Source organism: Silicimonas algicola, from assembly GCF_003970735.1.
Classification (GTDB): Bacteria; Pseudomonadota; Alphaproteobacteria; order Rhodobacterales; family Rhodobacteraceae; genus Silicimonas; species Silicimonas algicola.
On sequence record NZ_CP034588.1, the window covers coordinates 714,612 to 735,134 of the forward strand.

25 protein-coding genes are annotated in these 20,523 nt (G+C 67.5%); 12 read left to right on the forward strand and 13 right to left on the reverse strand.

The window, feature by feature from the left end:
* Nucleotides 1–4 precede the first annotated feature (4 nt).
* The 5 genes from EF888_RS03590 to EF888_RS03610 all read right to left on the reverse strand — a co-directional run bounded on the left by EF888_RS03590 (nucleotide 5) and on the right by EF888_RS03610 (nucleotide 2,954).
* Nucleotides 5–253, reverse strand: coding sequence for a ribbon-helix-helix domain-containing protein (locus tag EF888_RS03590; RefSeq protein ID WP_109757488.1), 249 nt, complete (start codon nucleotides 251–253; stop codon nucleotides 5–7).
* Entirely contained in the window at nucleotides 250–426 is a 177-nt protein-coding gene (locus EF888_RS03595; protein WP_109757489.1) for a DUF4169 family protein, read from the reverse strand. Before EF888_RS03595 ends, EF888_RS03590 begins: the two co-directional genes overlap by 4 nt.
* On the reverse strand, nucleotides 423–1,814 hold the full coding sequence (gene fumC / locus EF888_RS03600; protein WP_109757490.1) for a class II fumarate hydratase: 1,392 nt from the start codon (nucleotides 1,812–1,814) through the stop codon (nucleotides 423–425). The genes EF888_RS03595 and fumC overlap by 4 nt, the downstream gene beginning before the upstream one ends.
* Nucleotides 1,815–1,894: 80 nt before the next feature.
* Nucleotides 1,895–2,482, reverse strand: a complete 588-nt coding sequence (locus tag EF888_RS03605) for a hypothetical protein (protein ID WP_109757491.1) — start codon at nucleotides 2,480–2,482, stop codon at nucleotides 1,895–1,897.
* A 91-nt stretch (nucleotides 2,483–2,573) separates the two neighbouring features.
* A complete protein-coding gene (locus EF888_RS03610) occupies nucleotides 2,574–2,954 on the reverse strand; it encodes an OB-fold nucleic acid binding domain-containing protein (protein WP_109757492.1) in 381 nt (126 codons plus the stop codon).
* 143 nt (nucleotides 2,955–3,097) lie between these two features.
* Between EF888_RS03610 and EF888_RS03615 the strand changes: the two genes are divergently transcribed.
* Both EF888_RS03615 and EF888_RS03620 read left to right on the forward strand, forming a co-directional pair.
* The gene (locus tag EF888_RS03615; protein ID WP_109757493.1) at nucleotides 3,098–3,421 is read left to right on the forward strand and encodes a 2Fe-2S iron-sulfur cluster-binding protein; all 324 of its coding nucleotides are present in this window, start codon (nucleotides 3,098–3,100) and stop codon (nucleotides 3,419–3,421) included.
* 14 nt (nucleotides 3,422–3,435) lie between these two features.
* On the forward strand, nucleotides 3,436–4,128 hold the full coding sequence (locus tag EF888_RS03620; RefSeq protein ID WP_241239788.1) for an FG-GAP repeat domain-containing protein: 693 nt from the start codon (nucleotides 3,436–3,438) through the stop codon (nucleotides 4,126–4,128).
* 415 nt (nucleotides 4,129–4,543) lie between these two features.
* On the opposite strand, the gene EF888_RS03625 is transcribed toward EF888_RS03620, so the two are convergent.
* Nucleotides 4,544–4,756, reverse strand: coding sequence for a DUF1127 domain-containing protein (locus tag EF888_RS03625; RefSeq protein WP_109757495.1), 213 nt, complete (start codon nucleotides 4,754–4,756; stop codon nucleotides 4,544–4,546).
* 237 nt (nucleotides 4,757–4,993) lie between these two features.
* On the opposite strand from EF888_RS03625, the gene EF888_RS03630 reads away from it, so the two are divergent.
* From EF888_RS03630 to EF888_RS03650, 6 genes are all read left to right on the forward strand, one after another.
* Nucleotides 4,994–6,070: an Mrp/NBP35 family ATP-binding protein gene (locus tag EF888_RS03630; protein WP_109757496.1), complete on the forward strand. Its 1,077-nt coding sequence runs from the start codon at nucleotides 4,994–4,996 to the stop codon at nucleotides 6,068–6,070.
* Nucleotides 6,067–6,702, forward strand: coding sequence for a class I SAM-dependent methyltransferase (locus EF888_RS03635; protein ID WP_241239789.1), 636 nt, complete (start codon nucleotides 6,067–6,069; stop codon nucleotides 6,700–6,702). The genes EF888_RS03630 and EF888_RS03635 overlap by 4 nt, the downstream gene beginning before the upstream one ends.
* Before the next feature lie 56 nt (nucleotides 6,703–6,758).
* On the forward strand, nucleotides 6,759–6,899 hold the full coding sequence (locus EF888_RS21675) for a hypothetical protein (protein WP_164721563.1): 141 nt from the start codon (nucleotides 6,759–6,761) through the stop codon (nucleotides 6,897–6,899).
* Between the two features lie 19 nt (nucleotides 6,900–6,918).
* Entirely contained in the window at nucleotides 6,919–7,920 is a 1,002-nt protein-coding gene (gap, locus tag EF888_RS03640; RefSeq protein ID WP_109757497.1) for a type I glyceraldehyde-3-phosphate dehydrogenase, read from the forward strand.
* Between the two features lie 92 nt (nucleotides 7,921–8,012).
* Nucleotides 8,013–8,603 (forward strand): lytic transglycosylase domain-containing protein, encoded by a 591-nt coding sequence (locus tag EF888_RS03645; protein WP_109757498.1) that lies wholly within the window; start codon nucleotides 8,013–8,015, stop codon nucleotides 8,601–8,603.
* A gap of 48 nt (nucleotides 8,604–8,651) precedes the next feature.
* On the forward strand, nucleotides 8,652–9,353 hold the full coding sequence (locus EF888_RS03650; RefSeq protein ID WP_109757499.1) for an RlmE family RNA methyltransferase: 702 nt from the start codon (nucleotides 8,652–8,654) through the stop codon (nucleotides 9,351–9,353).
* Nucleotides 9,354–9,356: 3 nt separating this feature from the next.
* On the opposite strand, the gene EF888_RS03655 is transcribed toward EF888_RS03650, so the two are convergent.
* Entirely contained in the window at nucleotides 9,357–10,553 is a 1,197-nt protein-coding gene (locus tag EF888_RS03655) for a mandelate racemase/muconate lactonizing enzyme family protein (protein WP_109757500.1), read from the reverse strand.
* A gap of 80 nt (nucleotides 10,554–10,633) precedes the next feature.
* On the opposite strand from EF888_RS03655, the gene EF888_RS03660 reads away from it, so the two are divergent.
* From EF888_RS03660 to EF888_RS03675, 4 genes are read left to right on the forward strand one after another with little or no spacing between them, the layout of a single operon-like run.
* Nucleotides 10,634–11,425, forward strand: coding sequence for a 3-deoxy-manno-octulosonate cytidylyltransferase (locus EF888_RS03660; RefSeq protein WP_109757501.1), 792 nt, complete (start codon nucleotides 10,634–10,636; stop codon nucleotides 11,423–11,425).
* Nucleotides 11,422–12,240: a 3-deoxy-8-phosphooctulonate synthase gene (gene kdsA, locus EF888_RS03665; protein WP_109757502.1), complete on the forward strand. Its 819-nt coding sequence runs from the start codon at nucleotides 11,422–11,424 to the stop codon at nucleotides 12,238–12,240. Before EF888_RS03660 ends, kdsA begins: the two co-directional genes overlap by 4 nt.
* The gene (locus EF888_RS03670; RefSeq protein ID WP_241239790.1) at nucleotides 12,237–13,214 is read left to right on the forward strand and encodes a KpsF/GutQ family sugar-phosphate isomerase; all 978 of its coding nucleotides are present in this window, start codon (nucleotides 12,237–12,239) and stop codon (nucleotides 13,212–13,214) included. The genes kdsA and EF888_RS03670 overlap by 4 nt, the downstream gene beginning before the upstream one ends.
* A 4-nt stretch (nucleotides 13,215–13,218) precedes the next feature.
* The gene (locus tag EF888_RS03675; RefSeq protein ID WP_109757503.1) at nucleotides 13,219–14,490 is read left to right on the forward strand and encodes a 3-deoxy-D-manno-octulosonic acid transferase; all 1,272 of its coding nucleotides are present in this window, start codon (nucleotides 13,219–13,221) and stop codon (nucleotides 14,488–14,490) included.
* A gap of 45 nt (nucleotides 14,491–14,535) precedes the next feature.
* Here the strand turns inward: EF888_RS03675 and EF888_RS03680 are convergent, their stop codons facing one another.
* The 6 genes from EF888_RS03680 to EF888_RS03705 all read right to left on the reverse strand — a co-directional run bounded on the left by EF888_RS03680 (nucleotide 14,536) and on the right by EF888_RS03705 (nucleotide 20,514).
* Nucleotides 14,536–15,459, reverse strand: coding sequence for a carbohydrate kinase family protein (locus EF888_RS03680; protein ID WP_109757504.1), 924 nt, complete (start codon nucleotides 15,457–15,459; stop codon nucleotides 14,536–14,538).
* Nucleotides 15,460–15,534: 75 nt separating this feature from the next.
* A complete protein-coding gene (locus EF888_RS03685; RefSeq protein WP_109757505.1) occupies nucleotides 15,535–16,656 on the reverse strand; it encodes a TFIIB-type zinc ribbon-containing protein in 1,122 nt (373 codons plus the stop codon).
* 14 nt (nucleotides 16,657–16,670) lie between these two features.
* Nucleotides 16,671–17,147, reverse strand: coding sequence for a cytochrome b (locus EF888_RS03690; RefSeq protein WP_109757506.1), 477 nt, complete (start codon nucleotides 17,145–17,147; stop codon nucleotides 16,671–16,673).
* 33 nt (nucleotides 17,148–17,180) lie between these two features.
* Complete coding sequence (locus EF888_RS03695) at nucleotides 17,181–18,278, reverse strand: SPFH domain-containing protein (RefSeq protein ID WP_109757507.1); 1,098 nt, start codon at nucleotides 18,276–18,278, stop codon at nucleotides 17,181–17,183.
* 99 nt (nucleotides 18,279–18,377) lie between these two features.
* Nucleotides 18,378–19,316 carry a DUF2927 domain-containing protein gene (locus tag EF888_RS03700; RefSeq protein WP_109757508.1) on the reverse strand — a complete coding sequence of 313 codons (939 nt, stop codon included), beginning with the start codon at nucleotides 19,314–19,316 and terminating at the stop codon, nucleotides 18,378–18,380.
* Between the two features lie 4 nt (nucleotides 19,317–19,320).
* A complete protein-coding gene (locus EF888_RS03705) occupies nucleotides 19,321–20,514 on the reverse strand; it encodes a toxic anion resistance protein (protein ID WP_109757509.1) in 1,194 nt (397 codons plus the stop codon).
* Nucleotides 20,515–20,523: the final 9 nt, after the last annotated feature.

Here is a 20,523-nt window from a genome sequence, read left to right on the forward strand (position 1 = left end):
GGTATTACGTCGGTATTGCGTCGGTATCACGTCGGTGCGCGGATAGGTAACGACCGAGCACGTATACGCGAATGGCGGAGGCAAGTCCGGTGTCCGGATCGCGCGCGGCGTCGATCTCGGCGGCGAGGTCGTTGAGCGCCCGACCGTCCTCCTTCGCGATCTCGCGGAAGGCGCGCCAGAACTCGTCCTCGAGCGTCACGCTGGTGCGGTGGCCTTTGAGCGTCAGCGAGTGCTTGACCGGCCGTCCCATCACTCGCGCTCGTGGCCGTCGAGGTCGCGCGTTGCCTTGTCGGCCTCGGCGCGCTCTTTCGCCTTCTCGCCCTTCGTGCGTCCGAACTTGACCGCGTTCGCGTCGGCGCGGGCCTTGTCCTGACCCTTGGCGCGCGCCTTGCGCGCCTTCGACAGGTTGACGACCTTGCCCGTCACTTCGGCCCGATCATGTCCTCGGGGCGGACGACGCGGTCGAAGGTCTCCTCATCCACGAAGCCCAGCTTCACGGCCTCTTCGCGGAGGGTGGTGCCGTTCTTGTGGGCCGTCTTGGCGACCTTGGTGGCGTTGTCGTAACCGATGGTGGGGGCGAGCGCGGTGACCAGCATCAGGGATTCGCGCATCAGGCGGTCGATGCGTTCCACGTTGGCCTCGGTGCCGTTCAGCATCCGCAGCGTGAAGCTGTCGGCGGCGTCGCCCAGAAGCTGCATGGACTGAAGCAGGTTGTAGGCCATCATCGGGTTGTAGACGTTCAACTCGAAATGCCCTTGGCTTCCGGCAAAGGCGATGGCCGCGTCGTTGCCGAGGATATGGGCGCAGACCTGCGTCATCGCCTCGGCCTGGGTCGGGTTGACCTTGCCGGGCATGATCGACGATCCGGGCTCGTTCTCCGGCAGGAGCAGCTCGCCCAGGCCCGAGCGGGGGCCTGAGCCGAGGAAACGGATGTCGTTGGCGATCTTGTAGGCGGCCATCGCGACCGTCTTGACCGCGCCCGACATGAAGACCATCGCGTCGTGGGCCGCGAGTGCCTCGAACTTGTTGGGGGCGGTGACGAAGGGCAGGCCGGTGATCCTGGCGATCCCCGCCGCGACGGTCGTGTCCCAGCCTTTTTCGGTGTTGAGCCCGGTGCCGACGGCCGTGCCGCCCTGCGCCAGTTCATAGATGCCGGGCAGCGCCAGCTCGATCCGCTTGATGCCGTTCCGGATCTGCATCGCGTAGCCCGAGAATTCCTGCCCGAGCGTGAGCGGCGTCGCGTCCTGGGTGTGGGTGCGGCCGATCTTGATGATGTCGCGGAAGGCTTCCGACTTCGCCTCCAGCCCCTCGGCCAGAACGGTGAGACCGGGCAGCAGCACGTCGCGCGCGGTCATCGCGACCGCGATGTGCATGGCGGTCGGGAAGGTATCGTTCGACGACTGGCCCATGTTGACGTGGTCGTTCGGGTGAACCGGCGTCTTGGACCCCATCTCGCCGCCGAGAATTTCGATCGCGCGGTTCGAGACGACTTCGTTTGCGTTCATGTTCGACTGGGTGCCCGAGCCGGTCTGCCAGACGACGAGCGGGAAGTGGTCGTCGAGCTTGCCCGCGACGACCTCTCTCGCGGCTTCGATCATGGCGTCCGCGATTTCGGGCTTCAGCTTGCCGCTGGCCTTGTTCGTCTCGGCGCAGGCCTGCTTGATGACGCCGAGGGCGCGCACCACCGCGACCGGCTGCTTTTCCCAACCGATCGGGAAGTTCTGGAGGCTGCGCTGCGTTTGTGCGCCCCAGTAGCGGTCGGAGGGAACCTCGAGCGGGCCGAAGCTGTCGGTTTCGGTGCGGGTCTGGGTCATGCGTGTCTCCTCGGGCAGGCTGGCGAGGAGAGCTATAGGCAAGGCATGAAGATATGACAACGGCGGGCCGGTGGCGCGCGTCAGGCCATCCGGCGCAGGCTTGCGCGCGAGAAGCGCGGGTGCTCGGCAAGGCCGCGCGACAGGCTGTCCTTCATCTCGGCGTAGTTCTCGCCGTAGAAGTAGAAGAGCGTCCGGTCGAGCCGTGCGTCCCATCCCCGGCTGACGCCGATGTGCTGGATCGCCTCCTTGCAGAGGAGTGCGAGATCGCGGCGTGTGTCGGCGTCGGGGGCGGCGTCGCTGGCGATCGACAGTTCCAGCCCCTCGGTCCGGCCGAAGACCATCGGTTCGTCGACGCTGTCGGCGAGGCGGATCGACGACCCGCAAGGCGCCGCGAGGTATTCGAGCATCCCCGCCACGGTGGCCAGTGCTGCCTGCGACGCCCTGGTGAGGCCGAGCGCCATGTCGACGCCCAGGGGTTCGCCCGTGGGGCGCGTGCGCGTGCGGCAGTCGATGACCGTGCCGAGACCCGCCGCGGCGAGTTGAGCCTTCAGGGGCGCGGCGTAGAGCTTTTCGGCGTCGCGGTGGCCAAGCTTCACCGGCAGGTGAACCTGCGCCAGCGTGACGTCGAGCATCGCGCCCGGTTTGGGCTTGAGGTCGCGGAAGAACATGGCAGCGGTCTCCGGTCGTGACCGGGGCAGACTGGCGGGCGATTGTGGCGAAAAGGCGGTGTCAGCGTGTTCGCCGCAGATTTCCGTCGGGTCAGGGCTGGTAGGCGCAGCGCGGTTTCGAGGGCCGGATCAGGTCGTCGAGCATCCAGGAGATGTCCTCGATCTGCTCTGCGACGACGTGGGTGACGCCGCTGTCGCGCTGGACCCGGCCGGTAACCTTGAGGCAGCGGCCCGCGATGACGGCGCGGCGGAAGCGTTCGTACATCTTGCGCCAGACGACGATGTTCGAGATGCCCGTCTCGTCCTCGAGGGTCAGGAAGATCACGCCCTTGGCCGTGCCGGGGCGCTGGCGGACGAGGACGAGGCCGGCCACCGCCACGCGCGCCCCATTGGGCGGGAGGTTCAGCCTGTCGTGCGGCAGGCAGGCGGGCGGGCGAGGCCACTGGGGCGGGCGGACGATGGGTTCGGTCATGGAGAACGAATGTAGAACATTTGCGTGGGAATGCCAAGTTTTGTGGCGTCCGCGCGTGGGCAGGGCGCAAAGGTCGCGCTCGGACTGGCATGGGCGGCGGACAGGGCCTAGGTAACGGCGCAGGACGAATCGACGGAGGCCACATGGCGAAGATCACCTATATCGAGCACAACGGGACCGAGCATACGGTCGAGGTGCCGAACGGCCTGACGGTGATGGAAGGCGCGCGCGACAACGGCATTCCGGGGATCGAGGCCGACTGCGGCGGGGCCTGCGCCTGCTCGACCTGCCACGTCTACGTCCATCCCGACTGGGTCGAAAAGCTGCCCGCCGTCGACGCGATGGAGGAGGATATGCTGGACTTCGCCTATCAGCCCGATCCCAAGCGGTCGCGGCTGACCTGCCAGCTCAAGGTCTCGGACAAGCTGGATGGGCTGGTCGTGCAGATGCCGGAGAAGCAGATCTGATCCGCGCGGTCGCTTTGACGCTGGCATTGTGCGCCGGCGCGGCGGGGGCGGAGGAGATCGAGTCGGCGCGCTACGACGGACCGGTGACGCACTATGACCACGGCATCCTGGGCGATGCGGTCGAGTATTCCGAGCTTGTGGTGAAGACCGATCGGGGCCGCGCGTTCCGCGTGCGGCTGCCCGAGGGCGGGCGCGTGTTCGAGGACACGATGCCGCGTCTCTGGGACGTCACCGGCGACGGCGCTCCCGAGGTGGTGGTCGTCGAGACCGATCCGCCGCGCGGGGCGCAACTGGCGATCTATGGAATGACAGGCGGGCGTTTAGCCAAAATCGCCGCCACGCCGCACATCGGGGCGACGCACCGCTGGCTCGCGCCCGTGGGGGCGGCGGATCTGGATGGCGACGGGACGATCGAGGTTGCCTTCGTCGACCGGCCGCATCTTGCGAAGGTGTTGCGGGTGTGGCGCTTCGGCGGCGGGACCTTTCGGGAGGTCGCGTCGCTGGAGGGCGCGACGAACCATCGGATCGGCTGGGATTTCATTCCGGGAGGTGTGCGGACCTGCGGCGCGGCCCCCGAGATCATCGTCGCCTCGGGCGACTGGACGCGGCTGCTGGCGTTGCGCTTCGACGGACGCAATCTCTCCTCGCGGACCCTTGGACCCTATCGCGATCCCTCAAGCCTCGATGCCGCGCTGACCTGTCCCTGAAAGATAAGTGGCGGCGACGCCAGGGAGGAGGAGAGGCGCCGCCGCCGAGGACAAAGGACCCAGGGAGGAGGAGAGGGCCCCTTGTTCCGGTCCCGACCGCTTGGGCCGGGTGTCTGGTGCGGCGACGCCAGGGAGGAGGAGAGGCGCCGCCGCGTAGGACAAAGAACCCAGGGAGGAGGAGAGGGCTCCTTGTTCCGACCCCGGCCTCGCGACCGGGTATGGGTTGTGCGGCGGCGCCAGGGAGGAGGAGAGGCGCCGCCGCCAGGCAGAGAACCCAAAGGGAGGAGGAGGGTTCCCTGGTCTTGTTGCCCGTCACGCAAGGACATCGGGCGGTATTTGCGTGACGACGCCAGGGAGGAGGAGAGGCGCCGTCACAGGTTCCAGGGACCCCGGGAGGAGGTGGAGTCCCCGAAAGCTATCCTTCGTAGGCCGCCTTGTAGGCGACGCCGCGCAGGGCCGACCGGTGCAGACCGAGGTCACTCAGCTCGCGGTCGGTCAGCGACTGCAGCTCGTCCAGCGTGGTCCGGTAGGTGCGGTACTGTGCGTAGCGGCGGCGCATGCCGCCGATGATGCCCGGAAGGCCGGTGGCCAAGTCGCGGGCGTCGTGGTTCACATTTACTGTGCTCATCTTCGTATTCCTTCATGCGGGAGGTGGCCCGCTCTCGTGTTCGTTGGAATTGAAGATAAGCGAATGCTGCACCTGCACAATGCCCGCGTTTGCAATGCCGCTATGCAGCAATGTCATACGTTAACAGTGACGTAAGGTTACGGAATGCTTAAGTTTTCGCCAACTCTGCCTCACCGGGTTGCAGTTGCGGCGAGGGCGGGTGAAATTCGCATCAGCAGCAAGAAAGTTGAGGTCGAAATGACAATCGAACGCCGCGTCGTACTTGACAGGCTCGGAACCGTGGGTGTGCCCGGCGGGGGCGACCTCGTGTCCCGCGACTTGGTTCGCGCGCTGACCATCGACGGCGGAGCGGTCAGATTCGTGATCGAGGCACCTGACGCTGACGCCGCACGACTGCTCGAGGCTGCGCGGGGCGCGGCCGAAGCCGCGGTGCGGGACCTCGAGGGCGTCACTTCGGTCCAGGCGCTTCTGACGGCGCATGGGCCTTCGCCCTCGGCTCCCAAGGCGCCTTCGCTGAAGATCGGCGGGCATCCGACGCCGCAGGAGGGCGGGCCGCAGAAGGTGGCGGGCGTCGACCGGATCATCGCCATCGGATCGGGCAAGGGGGGCGTGGGCAAGTCCACGGTGTCGTCGAACCTCGCTGTGGCGCTGGCGCGCGCCGGGCGGCGGGTCGGGCTTCTGGACGCCGACATCTACGGTCCCTCGCAGCCGAGGATGATGGGCGTCAGCCAGCGTCCCGCCTCGCCGGACGGCAAGACGATCATTCCCCTGCGCGCGCATGGCGTGACGATGATGTCCATCGGCCTGATGGTCGATCCGGCCCGTGCCGTGGTCTGGCGCGGGCCGATGCTGATGGGCGCGATGCAGCAGCTCATGGGGCAAGTGCAGTGGGGCGAGCTTGACGTTCTCCTCGTCGACCTGCCACCGGGCACGGGCGACGTGCAGCTTACGCTCTGCCAGAAGACGAAGCTGACAGGGGCCATCGTGGTGTCGACGCCCCAGGACGTGGCTCTTCTGGACGCGCGGAAGGCCATCGACATGTTCAACACGCTGAAGACGCCGGTGCTGGGTCTGATCGAGAACATGAGCACTTACGTGTGCCCCAACTGCGGCCACGAGGCGCATCTCTTCGGCCACGGCGGCGTCGCGGCCGAGGCGCAGGCTCTCGGCCTGCCTTTCCTTGGCGAGTTGCCCTTGTCGATCGACGTCCGGATCGCGGGCGATGCCGGCGCGCCCGTCGTGACGCAGGGCGGGCCTGTGGCCGAGGCCTATGAAAGGCTGGCGGAGCGTTTGATCGCCGGTGGGATGGGGTGAGCCTGGCGCGCGATGACGCGACGGTCGAGGCGGCGGCACGCGTCGCGGATGTCTACGACCGCGCAGCTCAGGTCTGGCCAACCCTTCGGAGCACGGCTCTCATGGAGCGGCGCTGGCTCGATGCCTTCGTTGCGGCGATGCCGAACGACGGCGGCCGTGTCCTCGATCTCGGGTGCGGGAATGGCGTGCCGATGGCGCGCTACCTGATCGAGCGGGGATGTGGGGTGACGGGTGTGGACGGGTCGGCCTCGATGATCGGACAGGCGCGCAAGGCTCTGCCGGGGGCGGAGTGGATCGTGGGCGACATGCGGCGGCTACAGGTCGAGGGGCCGTTCGGCGGCATCCTCGCCTGGCACAGCCTGTTTCACCTTCCCCGTGACGACCAGCGCGCGCTTTTGGCCCGGCTTGAGACCCTTGCGCTCCCGCGCGCGGCGCTGATGTTCACGAGCGGGACGGAAGACGGCGAGGTTCTGGGGAGGTTGGAGGGCGAGGCGCTTTACCATGCGAGCCTGGACACGGCGGAGTACCGCGACATTCTTGACCTCCACGGCTTCGACATCCTCGAACATGTCGTGTCGGACCCCGATTGCGGCGGCGCGACCGTGTGGCTGGCAGGGAAGCGCGCGGACTGACGGCGAGGCGCTTTCCCCCCTTTCGTCCAACGTCGCTTCTTGCGATAAGGCGCGCGATGACCGACCGGATCGCTCTTGGACTGGCGGGGCTCGTGCTTGCGGCCCTTGCGCTCGACTGGGCCATGGGATGGGGGGTTAGCCTCTATCTCGCGCGGAAATTCCTGGATCTGATCCATCTCGTCGCAATCTGGCGGTGACTAACGAAGGAGAGACCCCGTGGCAGTCAAGGTAGCAATCAACGGATTCGGACGGATCGGACGCAACGTGCTTCGCGCGATCATCGAGTCTGGACGGACCGACATCGAGGTGGTGGCGATCAACGACCTGGGCCCCGTCGAGACCAACGCCCACCTGTTGCGCTACGACAGCGTCCACGGCCGCTTTCCCGCCGAGGTGAAGACGACCGAGACCACAATCGACGTGGGCCGCGGGCCGATCGAGGTCACGGCGATGCGGAACCCTGCGGACCTGCCGTGGAGCAACGTCGACATCGTGCTTGAATGCACCGGCATCTTCACCTCGAAAGAGAAGTGCCAGGCGCATCTCGAGAACGGCTCGAGCCGTGTCCTGATCTCGGCGCCGGGCGACGGCGCGGACAAGACCATCGTCTACGGCGTCAACCACGACACGCTGACGACGGACGACATCGTGGTGTCGAACGCGTCCTGCACGACGAACTGCCTGTCGCCGGTCGCGAAGGTGCTGAACGACACCATCGGCATCACCAAGGGCTTCATGACCACGATCCACAGCTATACGGGCGACCAGCCGACGCTCGACACGATGCACAAGGATCTGTACCGCGCCCGCGCCGCGGCGCTGAACATGATCCCGACGTCGACGGGTGCGGCGAAGGCCGTGGGTCTTGTCCTGCCCGAACTGAAGGGCAAGCTCGACGGCGTGGCGATCCGGGTGCCGACGCCGAACGTGTCGGTCGTGGACCTGGTGTTCGAATCCTCGCGCGCGACCAGCGTGGAAGAAGTGAACGAGGCGATCCGCGAGGCGGCGAACGGCTACCTGAAGGGCATCCTGGGCTTCACCGACGAGAAACTCGTGTCGGGCGACTTCAACCACGACCCGCATTCGTCGATCTTCCACATGGACCAGACCAAGGTGATGGACGGCAACATGGTCCGCATCCTGACCTGGTACGACAACGAATGGGGCTTCTCGAACCGGATGAGCGACACTGCTGTCGCCATGGGCAAGCTGATCTGAGGACGGTCGGCCCGGCCAAAAATGGCCGGGCCATTGCCCGGCGGCGCATGACCCGCTAGGCTCGCTTGGGTTATTTGGTTCGGGGGGGAAAGATGTTCCGGACATTGGGCGTGGCCCTGTTGGCTACATCTCTGGCATTGCCTGTGGGCGCCGAGACCGCGATCTCGAAGTCGCGACAGCAGCTTTTCAAGCGCCAGGTGGCGATCCTCGACAGCCGCGCGGCGCAGCAATACGCCAATTCCGTCAGGCTGAAACCGCAGGACGTGCTGATCCCGGGCGTGCCGGGCAATGACCGCATTCCCCGTTTCTCCGGGTCGGCTCGAAGCGAATACCTTGACGTCGCACGGACCACGGCGCGGCGTCATGGCGTGCCGGAAGATCTCTTCCTGCGGCTGATCTCGCAAGAATCGGGGTGGAACCCGAAGGCCCTGTCGCACAAGGGCGCCATCGGTCTTGCGCAGCTCATGCCGGGTACGGCGGCGCGGTTGAACGTCAATCCGCACGACCCGCAGCAGAATCTGGAGGGCGGCGCGCGCTACCTGGCGCAGCAGTACCGCACCTTCCGATCCTGGCGTCTGGCGCTTGCCGCCTACAACGCCGGACCGGACGCGGTTCGGAAGTACAACGGTGTTCCGCCATATCGCGAGACACAAGGTTACGTCGTCGCCATCTTGGGCGGCTGACAGCCGGCGCCCTTGCCTTCGGAGGGGTCCCCGGGGCAGAGAGGCAGCATGGCGAAGAACACGAGCGGGCGCGGCGAACGCGAACTGAGGGTCCGGGTCAAGACGGCCAAGGGGCGGAAGCTGTCGTCGACGCTGTGGCTCGAGCGGCAGTTGAACGACCCTTACGTGCGCCGCGCCAAGGCCGAGGGCTATCGCGGACGCGCCGCGTTCAAGATCGTCGAGCTAGACGACAAGTACGGCTTCCTTGTCCCCGGCGCGCGCGTCGTGGACCTGGGGTGCGCCCCTGGCGGCTGGTGCCAGGTTGCCGTCGAGCGCGTGAACGCCCTTGGGCAGAAGTCGGGCAAGGCGCAGGGTCGAGTGATCGGCGTGGACCTCCAGGAGGTCGAGCCGATTGCCGGGGCCGAGATCCACCAGCTTGATTTCATGGAGGACGGGGCCGACGACAAGGTGAAGGCCTGGCTGGGCGGCCACGCCGACGTGGTCATGTCGGACATGGCGGCGGCGTCGTCAGGCCACAAGCAGACCGACCACCTGCGCATCGTCGCACTTTGCGAGGCGGCGGCCGAGCTGGCCTTCGACGTGCTGGAGGAGGGCGGCACCTTTGTCGCCAAGGTCCTTGCGGGCGGCGCCGAGGGCGAGCTTCAGCTGACGCTCAAGAGGCGATTCGAGAAGGTCGCCAACGTGAAGCCCCCTGCGTCGCGGTCCGACAGTTCGGAGAAATACGTGGTCGCGACGGGCTTCCGCGGCTGAGCCTCAGAACCCGCTTCGGTCGCTGACCTGCCGTTGGACGGTGAAGACGCGGTCGAGGTCGGGGTTCAACTCCATCCCGAGGCCGGGGCCGGGCGGTGCCGAGATCATGCCGTTCTTCACTTCGGGAAGCGCCGTGACCACGTCGCGATACCACGTCCGATAGAAGGCGCGCACGCTTTCCTGGAAAACCGCGTTCGGCGCGTTGAGCGACAGATGCGTCGAGGCGCAGAGGACCACGGGGCCGGTGCAGTCGTGGGGCGCGACCGGCAGGTGCCAGGTCTCGGCCATCGTCGCAATCTTCTTCGCTTCGGACAGGCCGCCGCACCACGAGATGTCGAGCATCATCACGCCCGCGACGCCGGTTTCGATGTAATCCCGGAAGCCCCAGCGCGTCGCCAGCGTCTCGGAGGCCGAAATGGGAGCGGGCGACACCTCGGCGTAGCGTTTGAGCGACGAGAGGCTGTCCATCTTGATCGGGTCTTCGTGCCAGAAGGTGCCGTAGGGCGTCAGAGCCTTGGCGATCTGCATGGCGGGGAGAAGCTGCCACATGGAGTGGAATTCGACCATGATGTCCATCTTGTCGCCGACGGCGCGGCGGATCTTCTCGAAGGGTTCGAGCGCCTTCTTCAGGTCGGGGACCGAGATGTAGGTGCCGTGGCTCTGTTCGGCGGCGATGTCGAAGGGCCAGATTTTCATCGCCGTGATGCCCTCGTCGAGGAGGGAATGCGCCAGTTCGTCGGCGCGGGTGAGAAAGCCCGTGAGGTCGTCGAGATCCTGCCCGCCGCCGTAGTTGGTCGAAACCTGGCCCTCGGTCGACTTGATGTACTCGGGACCGGCGCAGGTGTTGTAGGTCCGGATCACGGGTCTGGTGAATCCGCCAAGCATCTGGGCTACGGGCATTCCCGCCGCCTTGCCGAAGATGTCCCAGAGCGCGATGTCGAGAGCCGAGTTGCCGCGCACCTCGGCGCCCGAGGACCGGAAGCCGATGTATCCCACGAGGTCGCGCGAGAGGGCGTCGATCTGAAGCGGGTCGCGGCCGATGACGCGGGGGGCGAGAACCTCGTGAACGTAGGTCTCGACCGTGCGGGCGTGGTAGAAGGTCTCGCCCAGGCCCGTGATGCCTTCGTCGGTGTGGACGAGCAGCCAGAGCAGGTTCGGCCTCTCGACCAGGCGGATCGTTTCGAGCTTGGTGATGCGCATAGGGCGGCCCTCCCCACGGCCCGCCCATTGCGCCGGACGGGCATTTTCCCTAATCCCGTGGGTAACTCAAGGAAGGTCCCTTGCACAGCGTCATCCTGATCCCCGCGCGCTACCCTTCGGTCCGGTTTCCCGGCAAGCCGCTCGCCCTTTTGACCGGCGCGACCGGCGAGGCGCGCTCGCTGATCCGGCGAAGCTGGGACGCGGCGAGGGAGGTCTCGGGCGTCGACGGGGTCTATGTCCTGACCGACGACGACCGGATCGCGGAGGCCTCGCGCGCCTTCGGGGCCGAGGTGCTGATGACGTCGGACGCGCCGCGCAACGGCACCGAGCGCTGCGCCGAGGCGCTGGACCTTCTGCCGTCGATGCCGGACGTGGTGGTGAACCTTCAGGGCGACGCACCCCTGACGCCGCCCCACTATGTCGAGGCGCTGGTCGAGGCGATGGCGGATGCGTCGGTCGAGATGGCGACCCCCGTGCTGCGGACCGAACCTCACCACCTCGAAGCCCTTAGGGCCGATCGCAAGGCGGGCCGGGTCGGGGCGACGACGGCGATCTTCCGCGAGGACGGCACGGCGATCTATTTCTCGAAGGAGGTGCTCCCCTTCGCTGACCGCGCCGCCGAGACGGGCATCCCGGTGTTTCACCACGTCGGATGCTATGCTTATCGGCCCGATGCGCTGCGCCGTTACGCGGCCTGGGACATGGGGCCATTGGAGACCGCCGAGGGGCTGGAGCAGTTGCGCTTCCTCGAGAACGGCGTACCGGTCCGCTGCGTCGAGGTCGAGGCGCGGGGCAGGGCGTTCTGGGAGCTGAACAACCCGTCCGACATTCCGCTGATCGAGGACATCATGCGGCGCGAGGGCATTGCATGACCGATGTGGCCGTCGGCTCCGTCACCTTCGGGCAGGAGTTGCCCTTCGTCCTGATTTCGGGGCCCTGCCAGCTCGAGTCGCTCGATCACGCGCGGATGCTTGCGGAGGAGTTGTCGGGGATCACCTCGCGGCTCGGGGTTGGTTACGTCTTCAAGGCGAGCTTCGACAAGGCGAACCGGTCGAGCCTGAAGGGCAAGCGCGGCCTGGGGATCCACGAGGGGCTGTCGATCCTGTCGAAGATACGGGACGAGTACGGCTGCCCGGTCCTGACAGACGTCCATGAGACGGGACAATGCGCCGTCGCGGCGGAGGCGGTCGATATTCTCCAGATCCCGGCTTTTCTGTGCCGCCAGACCGACCTCCTGCTGGCGGCGGGAGAGACGGGGGCCGCGATCAACGTCAAGAAGGGCCAGTTCCTTGCCCCCTGGGATGTCCAGAACATCGCCGACAAGATCGAGACCACCGGCAACAGGCGCATCCTTCTGACCGAGCGGGGCGCCAGCTTCGGTTACAACATGCTGGTGTCGGACATGCGGTCGCTGCCGATCATGGCGCGGACGGGCTATCCGGTCGTCTTCGACGCGACGCATTCGGTGCAGCTTCCGGGTGGGCAGGGGACGACCTCGGGAGGGCAAGCCGAGTTCGTGCCGTCGCTGGCGCGAGCCGCCGTCGCGGTAGGTGTCTCGGCGGTCTTCATCGAAACGCACGAGGAGCCGTCGCGCTCGCCCTCGGACGGGCCGAACATGGTTCGGCTGGACGCAATGGAGGGGCTTCTGGAGACGCTCGTGGCGCTCGACCGGGTGGTGAAGCCGTGACGGCGGCGCACGTCGCCGAGGCGCTCGGCATCGACGCCGAGGGTCTGGCGGCTTTGTCGGGGGCCATCGACGGCATGGCGGATCGAATCGAGGCGGCGCTGGACCTGATCGGCCGGGCCGAGGGCCGGCTGATCGTGACGGGCCTCGGCAAGTCGGGGCACATCGGACGGAAGCTGGCCGCGACTTTCGCGTCGACCGGGACGCCGGCCTACTTCCTGCATCCCTCCGAAGCCTCGCACGGCGACCTGGGCATGGTGACGCCGCAGGACGTCATCATGGCGCTGTCCTGGTCGGGCGAGACGCAGGAACTGTCGGATGTCATAGGTTACGCCAAGCGGCATGGCGTACCGATCGTGGCGCTGACGGGGGCGGAGGACGGCACGCTCGCCCGCGCCGCGACGGTGGCGCTCGTGCTACCCAAGGTGCGCGAGGCCTGCCCGCACAACCTCGCGCCCACGACGTCGACGCTGCTGCAACTGGCGCTCGGCGATGCGCTCGCGGTGGCGCTTTTGCGGCGCAAGGGGCTCGATCCGCGGGATTTCCATGGGTTCCATCCGGGCGGACGTCTCGGGGCGGCGCTGAAGCGGGTAGACGAGGTGATGCATGGTCCCGACGCCCTGCCGCTGGTCGAGGCCAACGCGCCGGTGATCCGCGCCATCGCCGAGGTCTCGGCCAAGGGTCACGGCATCGTCGGCGTGACCGAGGCGGGCCAATTGGCTGGCGTCGTCACAGATGGCGACATCCGCCGCTATCTCGAACGGGCCGCGGGGGCCACCATGCGCGAGGCGCTGCACGAGACGGCAGCGGGCCAGATCATGACGCGCGGCTCGGTGCGGCTGTCGCCCGACATGCTGGTCGGCGAAGCCTTGGCGACGCTTCAGGCGAAGCGCATCTCGGCCGCCTTCGTGACCGAGGCGGACCGCCCCGTCGGCCTCGTCACCATGCTGCGGCTCCTGAACCGCGGCGCTGCCTGAGGCGATGTCGCCGCTCCTGTCCCTCTACCTTGGCTTTTCGAGGGTCTCGGGTCCGCTCTGGCGCTGGTCGAGGCGCCGCCGTGTGGCGCGCGGCAAGGAGGTGGCAGAGCGCCTGCCCGAGAAGTTCGGGACCTACGCCACGCCTCGGCCCGAAGGCACAGTGCTGTGGTTCCACGCCCTGTCGGTCGGAGAGAGCCTGGCGCTGGTGCCGTTGATCGAGCGGGCGTTGGACGACCTGCCCGACGCGCATGTGGTCCTGACGACCTCGACCGCCACCTCGGCCACGGCGCTGGCTGCCGCGCGGCTGCCGGAACGTGCGATCCACGTCCTGTCGCCGGTCGACACGGTCGCGGCGACACGGGCCTTCCTCGACCACTGGCGACCTGACGTGGCGGCCTTCGCCGAACTCGACTTCTGGCCGCGGTTGATGGTCGAGACGAAGGCGCGGGGCATCCCGATGATCCTCGTCAACAGCCGGATGCCAGACGGCAGCTTCGCGCGGAGGAAGCGAATCGCGGGGCCGATGCGGGACGTCCTGCGGCTATTCGACCGGCTTCTGGTGCAGGACGAGGCGAGCGTCGGACGCTTCGCGGCCCTCGGTGCGGACCCGGACAGGATCGAGGTCGCGGGGGCGCTGAAGGCAGCCGCGCGGCCCTTGCCGGCGGACGAAGGCGAGCTGGCGCAACTCGCATCGGCGTTTGGGGACCGGCCGCGCTGGCTGGGCGCCGCAACGCATGGGACCGAACACGCGGCGATGATCGAGGCGCACGGGACGGTGACAAAGGATGAGCCCCGCGCCCTTCTTGTCCTCGCGCCGCGCCACCTGCGCGATGCGGACGAGGCGGAGACGCTTGCAAGGACCCGCTTCAACGTCGCGCGCCGCAGTCGCGGCGAAGCGATCGGGGCCGAGACGCAGGTCTACCTCGCCGACACGATCGGCGAGATGGGGCTGTGGTATCGGCTGTGCCCGGTGAGTTTCGTGGGCCATTCGCTGCTGCCCGACCTCGAAGGCAAAAATCCCTACGAAGCGGCAGCGCTTGGCTCGGCGATCCTGCACGGTCCGCACATGAGCTATTTCGCGGAGAGCTACGAGGCGCTGACGGCCGAGGGCGCTGCGGCCTGCGTGACGGACGAAGACGACCTCGCGAAAGCTGTGCTGAGGCTTCAGGACGAGGCCACGAGGGCTGGAATGAGCGAAGGCGCGCGCCGGGTGATCGCCGCGCGCGGGGCGGTGCTCGACCGGACCTGGGCGGCGATCCGGCTTCTTCTGTCCTGACATACTCCGGGGTGAGCGCCGCAAGGCGCGAGGGGCGAAGCCCCTTCAGCCCAGCTCGGACCGCGTCGGCGGGTTGGCCCCGGCGCGCGAGACGGTGACCGCTGCGGCGCGCGCACCGAGGGAGAGGGCTGCGGCGATGTCCTCCGGCGTCAGCGACCTTACCGCCTTGCGGGTCAGGCGGCCCCGGGCGTGAAGCTCGGCCAGGACGCCCGCGTTGAAGGTGTCGCCCGCACCCACGGTGTCGACGACGGTTGTTTTCCGCGCCTCGACGAAGACCGGGTCGCCCGCGCCATAGCCGGTGACGCCCTCGGCACCTTGCGTGACGCAGACGAGCGAGGGTCCGCGCGACCGCATCCGCTGCGCCTGCTCGGCGAGGTCGCCTTCGCCGTCGAGCCACCGAAGGTCCTCGTCCGAGACCTTGACGATGTCGGCCTGTGCCAGCATCCGGTCGATGCGAGCGCGGTAGGCGGCCTCGTCCCGGATGAAGCCTTGCCGGACGTTCGGGTCGACCATGATGACGCGGCGTTCCGCCTCACGCGCGAGAAGCGCTTCATAGGCCGCCGCGCAGGGCTCGACGACGAGAGAGATGCCTCCGAAGAACAGCGCCTCGACGCTGTCGGGCAGGGCGGGGAGATCGGCCTCGGACAGCATCCGTCCGGCGGTGTTCTCGTCGTAGAAGGCATAGCTGGCGTGGCCGTCCTTCAGCGTGACGAAGGCCAGCGTGGTGGGGCGGTCCGAGCGCGCGGATAGGCTGGCGTCGACGTTCGAGGCCTCGAGCGCGTCGGTCAGAACCTGGCCGAAGAGATCGGTCGAGAGGCCCGAGAAGAACCCGGTCGGCGCGCCGAGACGGCCGAGCGCAATCGCGGTGTTGAAGACAGCGCCGCCCGCGACGGGACGGAAGGCGGCGTCGCCCTCGCGCGTTTCGCGGGGGAGCATGTCGATCAGGGCTTCGCCGGCGCAGAGGATCATGTCGGGTCTCCAGGGTTCAGGCCGGTCTAAGGTCAGCGCCGCGTTCTGACAAGCGTCCCTGCGGATGGCCCGGGACTACTGCGTCTGCGCGTAGAAATAGCCGAAGACGCCTGCTGCGATCAGCCCGAGGATGACGGCGAAGGTGATCTTCCAGGCTGACCACGGGCGCTCGCCGACGACCTGCCCGCTCTGTCCGTTCACGACGAAGCGGAAAGAGCGGGATCGGTAGCGGTAGGCGGCGATCCACACTGGCACCAGGACGTGCTTGAAGGTGACGCCACCGATCTGGGTTTCGACGTGGTCGACCTGCTGGCGGTCGCCGCCGATGTCGAACTTGATGTCGCGGAGGATCTGACGGTCCATGATCTCGCGCGCTTCCCGATAGGCGGGCTCGAGGTCGATCGTGTAGGCCTCGGAGCGGAAGCCGGCGAGGTACTCGGGTTGGTAGGGTTCGAGACGCGTCAGGTCCCACTGGACGAGGGCCAGGCGGAAGTTCTCGGGCAAGGACGTCGTGGCAAGGACGAGAACGTCGTCGAAGAAGCGCGCGACACGGCCGCGGACCGGCGTCCAGCGTACGCGGGGGACCTGCACCTGCTGGCGCTTGCCATCGCGCATGACCGTGCGGGTCTCATAGTAGACCGTGCCGCGCTGGCCGCGATAGGCGCTCTGGGTGTCGGCGTCGAAGGTCCAGCAGGGGACGTAGACGCCGTTCATCCGCCGACCCTTGCGGGCGTACTCCTGCAGTCCGTTCGGCGCGAACCAGAGCGAGCCGAGCCAGCCGGTCATCGCATCGTGGGCCTGGCCCTCCTCAAGCCGGAAGGGCAAGACGGCGCGCGGCTTGATCTGGCGCGAGGTGCCGGTGTCGGTGACCACGGGCGTGGCGCAGAAGGGGCATTCGGCGGCGTGGACGGCGGGGTCGAATTCGAAGCGCGCGCCGCAGTTGGGGCAGTCGACGGTGTGTGCGACCGACATCTCGGCCGATCCGAGGCCTGCGCCGACGGCGCGCTCGAAATCGAGTTCGGCAATGGCCTCGGCACGGGTCCAGGGGCCGTGCTCGATAGGGCGCGTGTTGCCGCAGTGGTCGCAGACCAGACGGTCGTCGCCCGGATCGAACCGCATGTCCGACCCGCACTTGTCGCAGGGGAAATGGTGCTCCTGCTCGGGGCGCTGCGCCGCTTCGATTTCGGTGTCCTGCATGTGTGTCCGGTGGCTCAGCTACGCCGAAGATTCATGCGCCACAGAAGCCCGTCCTTCACGACGAACTGGTGATAGAGCGCCGCGGCCGTGTGCAGGGCGGCGGTGACCAGAAGCAGCGTCTTCAGGACTTCGTGGACATCCGCGGCCGTCTCGGAGCGGAGGTAGAAGGCGAAACCGCCCGCCCAGGGCGTCAGGATCGCCAGCGCGTAGAGCGCCCAGTGCGTCCAGTGCGCGGCGCGGCGCTGCCAGGCGGGGTCGGTCTCGGGCGGAGGCGGCGCGCCGCGACGGACGCGGATCACGAGCCGGAGGATCATCAGGAAGAACACCGTCAGGCCGATCCTGCCGTGAAGGGGCAGGGCGGCGTCGGCGGGCAGATCCTCGAAGTCCTGCATCTGGTCGCTGAGGAGGAAAGCCGCGACGATCAGCACGACGATGAGCCAGTGCAGGCCGACCTGAATGGCCGAGTAGGTGTCGACGGGACGTTTCGGCATGTTGCCGCTCCGATGCGAGAGTGTTGCGAAGGGTCAGCCGGCGGGCGGAGGCGGGGGCATGACGGTGAAGAGCTGCGCCAGTTCGGGCACGTCCTCGGCCTTTTTCCAGCCGTCCTGACCTTGCGTCCAGACCCAGCTCTCGCGCGTGACGCTTCCGTCTGTCGTCATCCGGCCCATATCCGCCTTGGAGTAGGGGCCCGACGTCTGACCGTCCTTGGCGAGGTGCCAGACATGCTCGACCGGCGGCGGAGGAGGCGCCGCGGCGGGCGAACCCCAGGGGCCCGGAGCGCCCGCCATGGCGCCGCCCATCTGCATCCCGAGCCCCGCGCCCATCCCCATGCCCATGGCCTGGCCGACGCCGCTGTTGGGGTTGTCGAGGCTCTGCGCCGCCTTGTAGCGGAAGTGTTGCTCGAGGTTGCCCACGACGCCGCGCGAGGTGCGCTCGTCGAGCGCCTGCTCGACGGCAGGCGGCAGCGAGATGTTCTCGACGTAAAGCTCGGGCAGGGTCACGCCGTAGCCCGCGATGGTCTGCGAGATCGCCTCGGCCACGAGGCGGCCCAGGTCCTGGGTGTTGGCCGCCATGTCGAGCACGGGCATGCTGGCCTGAGCGAGGACGCGGCTGAATTCCTGGACGATGATGTTGCGGATCTGGAAGCTGATCTCGTCCATCGTGAACTCGCCGTCGGTGCCGACGATCTCCTTGATGAAGAGGCCGGGGTCGGCGACCTTGACGGTGTAGGTCCCGAAGGCGCGCAGCCGGACGGGTCCGAACTCGGGATCGCGCAGCATGATCGGGTTCTTGGTGCCCCACTTCAGGTCGGTGAAGCGGCGGGTCGAGACGAAGTAGATCTCGGACTTGAACGGCGACCGGAAGCCGTGGTCCCAGTGCTGGAGCGTCGTCATGATCGGCATGTTGTTCGTCTCGAGCATGTAGAGCCCGGGCATGAACACATCGGCGAGCTGGCCCTCGTGGACGAAGACGGCGGCCTGACCCTCTCGGACGGTCAGCTTGGCGCCGTACTTGATCTCGTGGCCTTCGCGTTCGAACCGCCAGACCATCGTGTCGCGGGTATCGTCGGTCCAGTGGATGACGTCGATGAATTGGCCGGAGAGGAAATCGAGAATGCCCATTGGGGTCTCCCTGTTCTGTTCAGTCGCGGAGGCGACCCGTGAAATGACGGCGCGACAGGGCCAAGCCTGCACGGTGCGCTGGGGTTTGGAAAGAGGGTGTCACGAGCTGCCGCCGGTCAGCTCGGCCGCCATCTGCCGCACGATCGGAGCGGCTGCGTCGGCGTCCATGCCGGGCGAGAGCCGCGGGTCGTAGAGCATCCGGAGCATCTTCTCGTCCATCGCGGTCAGCCGACCGAACTCGTCGTCGTCGTTGAAGATCGACGGCCGGGCGCGCGGACTGTCGTTCGAGAGGCCGAGGCCCTGGGCGATCTCTTCGTGGATGCAGGAGAGGCGCAGGAGCGGCGGAAGCTCGGCCCGGATGACGGCGACGGCGCGCGTGATGACGCCGTCGTCCTTCGGGTCGGTGGCGACGACGATGCAGTAGGTCGCGCGGTCCAGATCCTGCACCACGGCGATCTCGTGGGGGCGGATGCCGGGGATGAGGCGGCGGAGCAGGGGACCGGAGACGCGGCGCTCGTCCTCCGACAGGATCAGCACCTGGAAATTGCCGCCGCGTGGGACGACCGAGACGGGATGACGCGTGATCTGGGCCAGGCGCTCGGCATAGCGACCGACCGACGCGCCATCGTCGGCGCGCTGGCTGTCCGGCACCGAAGGGCCGAACATCAGCTCGAGCTTCACCGGGTCCCGCCAGCGGTTCAGCATGCTTTCGCCTTCTTGCCGCACCAGCGCGCCGCCCACATCTGTGAACTCGCGCGCGAAGGCGGCGGCGCGGAAGGTCTCGGTCAGGCGCCGGTCGTCGTAGGGCACGTCCGGTCCGCCGCCGTCCGCGCGCAGCAGGCCACGCGTCCGGTGCCCGGCCTCGACCCGCCGGTAATAGGCGGCGAGCTCGGTGCTCATCCCGGATACCTCGACCTCGGGCACCTCGGCCTCGGCGCGGGGCGGCGGCGGAGGCACGGCCATTGCGTCGAGCTCGGCGCAGCCGGACAGGATCATCGGCAGGGCTCCCAGGGCGAGCCCCAGGCGGAACGCTTTCATCGTTTCACGAGGCCGACAGGCTTTCTCCCGCGTTGACGCCGACACCGTCGGCCCGCGCCTTGGCGGAAGCGAGCGTGGTCTTCAGTTCCGCTTCCATCTTCTTCAGCTCCTCCTCAGCCTCGGCGCGCTTCTTCTTGCCCTCGTCGGCGATCTGGAGGCTTTCCTGGATCGTCGCGATCAGGTCGGAGTTGGCTTTCTTCACGGCCTCGATGTCGAAGACGCCGCGCTCCATCTCCTCGCGGATCATCTTGTTGGCGTGGCGCAGGTTCTCGGCGTTCGAGGTCAGCAGCTCGTTCGTCAGGTCGTTCGCCTCGCGCACCGCCTCGGCGGCCTCGGTCGAGCGCTGGATGGTCACGGCCTGAGCGAGCTGGGTTTCCCACAGGGGGACGGTGTTGACGAGCGTCGAGTTGATCTTGGTGACGAGGGACTTGTCGTTCTCCTGCACAAGACGGATCGACGGCAGGGACTGCATCGTGACCTGACGGGTCAGTTTCAGGTCGTGGACGCGACGTTCCAGATCGTCCCGGGCGGCGCGGAGGTCGCGCAGTTCCTGCGCCTTCATCACGCCGGCCTCTTCTGGCGCGGCCTGCACCTCGGCGTCCTTCGCCGGGATATCGACGGCGTCGAGACGCTTCAGCTTCTCCTCGCCCGCCGCGATGTAGAGGGCGAGCTCGTCGTAGAAGGCCAGCGTCTTGTCGTAGAGCTGGTCGAGCGACTTGATGTCCTTCAGAAGCTTGTGCTCGTGGTGAAGGAGGTTGTCGGTGATCTTGTCGATCTGGCCCTGCACCTCCTCGAACTTCGCGACGAAGTTGTGAATCGGGGCCGCGCGGCCAAGGAGCCGTTCCCACCACGACCGTTTGCGCCGCACATCCAGTTCGCTGATCGAGAAGCCGCGAATGGTCGAGACGATCTGGCGCAAGCTATCGCCCGCCGGTCCCACGTCCTTGTTGCGGACGTCCTGGAGCATGGCCTGGCTGATTTCCTGAAGCTCGACCTGCGCGGAGGACCCGAAAGACACGATCGAGTTCGTCTCTGACATGTCGATTTCGCCGATGCGCTTCTCTATCTCGGCCGATATGCCGGGGTCGGCGGCCTCGTAGGCCACGATGTCGGTCGACGGTGCGACCAGATGAACCTCGCTCACTTCCTTCACCATTGCCTCGGATTGTTTCGCCTTCTGCCGTACCGTGTCGTCCATCGTCTCAGT

Excerpts from the sequence above, each read along its gene's own strand:
- fumC (WP_109757490.1), bottom strand. The coding sequence starts at position 1,814 with ATGACCCAGACCCGCACCGAAACCGACAGCTTCGGCCCGCTCGAGGTT.
- EF888_RS03605 (WP_109757491.1), bottom strand. The coding sequence starts at position 2,482 with ATGTTCTTCCGCGACCTCAAGCCCAAACCGGGCGCGATGCTCGACGTC.
- EF888_RS03610 (WP_109757492.1), bottom strand. The coding sequence starts at position 2,954 with ATGACCGAACCCATCGTCCGCCCGCCCCAGTGGCCTCGCCCGCCCGCC.
- EF888_RS03615 (WP_109757493.1), top strand. The coding sequence starts at position 3,098 with ATGGCGAAGATCACCTATATCGAGCACAACGGGACCGAGCATACGGTC.
- EF888_RS03625 (WP_109757495.1), bottom strand. The coding sequence starts at position 4,756 with ATGAGCACAGTAAATGTGAACCACGACGCCCGCGACTTGGCCACCGGC.
- EF888_RS03630 (WP_109757496.1), top strand. The coding sequence starts at position 4,994 with ATGACAATCGAACGCCGCGTCGTACTTGACAGGCTCGGAACCGTGGGT.
- EF888_RS21675 (WP_164721563.1), top strand. The coding sequence starts at position 6,759 with ATGACCGACCGGATCGCTCTTGGACTGGCGGGGCTCGTGCTTGCGGCC.
- EF888_RS03645 (WP_109757498.1), top strand. The coding sequence starts at position 8,013 with ATGTTCCGGACATTGGGCGTGGCCCTGTTGGCTACATCTCTGGCATTG.
- EF888_RS03650 (WP_109757499.1), top strand. The coding sequence starts at position 8,652 with ATGGCGAAGAACACGAGCGGGCGCGGCGAACGCGAACTGAGGGTCCGG.
- EF888_RS03655 (WP_109757500.1), bottom strand. The coding sequence starts at position 10,553 with ATGCGCATCACCAAGCTCGAAACGATCCGCCTGGTCGAGAGGCCGAAC.
- kdsA (WP_109757502.1), top strand. The coding sequence starts at position 11,422 with ATGACCGATGTGGCCGTCGGCTCCGTCACCTTCGGGCAGGAGTTGCCC.
- EF888_RS03675 (WP_109757503.1), top strand. The coding sequence starts at position 13,219 with ATGTCGCCGCTCCTGTCCCTCTACCTTGGCTTTTCGAGGGTCTCGGGT.
- EF888_RS03680 (WP_109757504.1), bottom strand. The coding sequence starts at position 15,459 with ATGATCCTCTGCGCCGGCGAAGCCCTGATCGACATGCTCCCCCGCGAA.
- EF888_RS03685 (WP_109757505.1), bottom strand. The coding sequence starts at position 16,656 with ATGCAGGACACCGAAATCGAAGCGGCGCAGCGCCCCGAGCAGGAGCAC.
- EF888_RS03690 (WP_109757506.1), bottom strand. The coding sequence starts at position 17,147 with ATGCCGAAACGTCCCGTCGACACCTACTCGGCCATTCAGGTCGGCCTG.
- EF888_RS03695 (WP_109757507.1), bottom strand. The coding sequence starts at position 18,278 with ATGGGCATTCTCGATTTCCTCTCCGGCCAATTCATCGACGTCATCCAC.
- EF888_RS03700 (WP_109757508.1), bottom strand. The coding sequence starts at position 19,316 with ATGAAAGCGTTCCGCCTGGGGCTCGCCCTGGGAGCCCTGCCGATGATC.
- EF888_RS03705 (WP_109757509.1), bottom strand. The coding sequence starts at position 20,514 with ATGGACGACACGGTACGGCAGAAGGCGAAACAATCCGAGGCAATGGTG.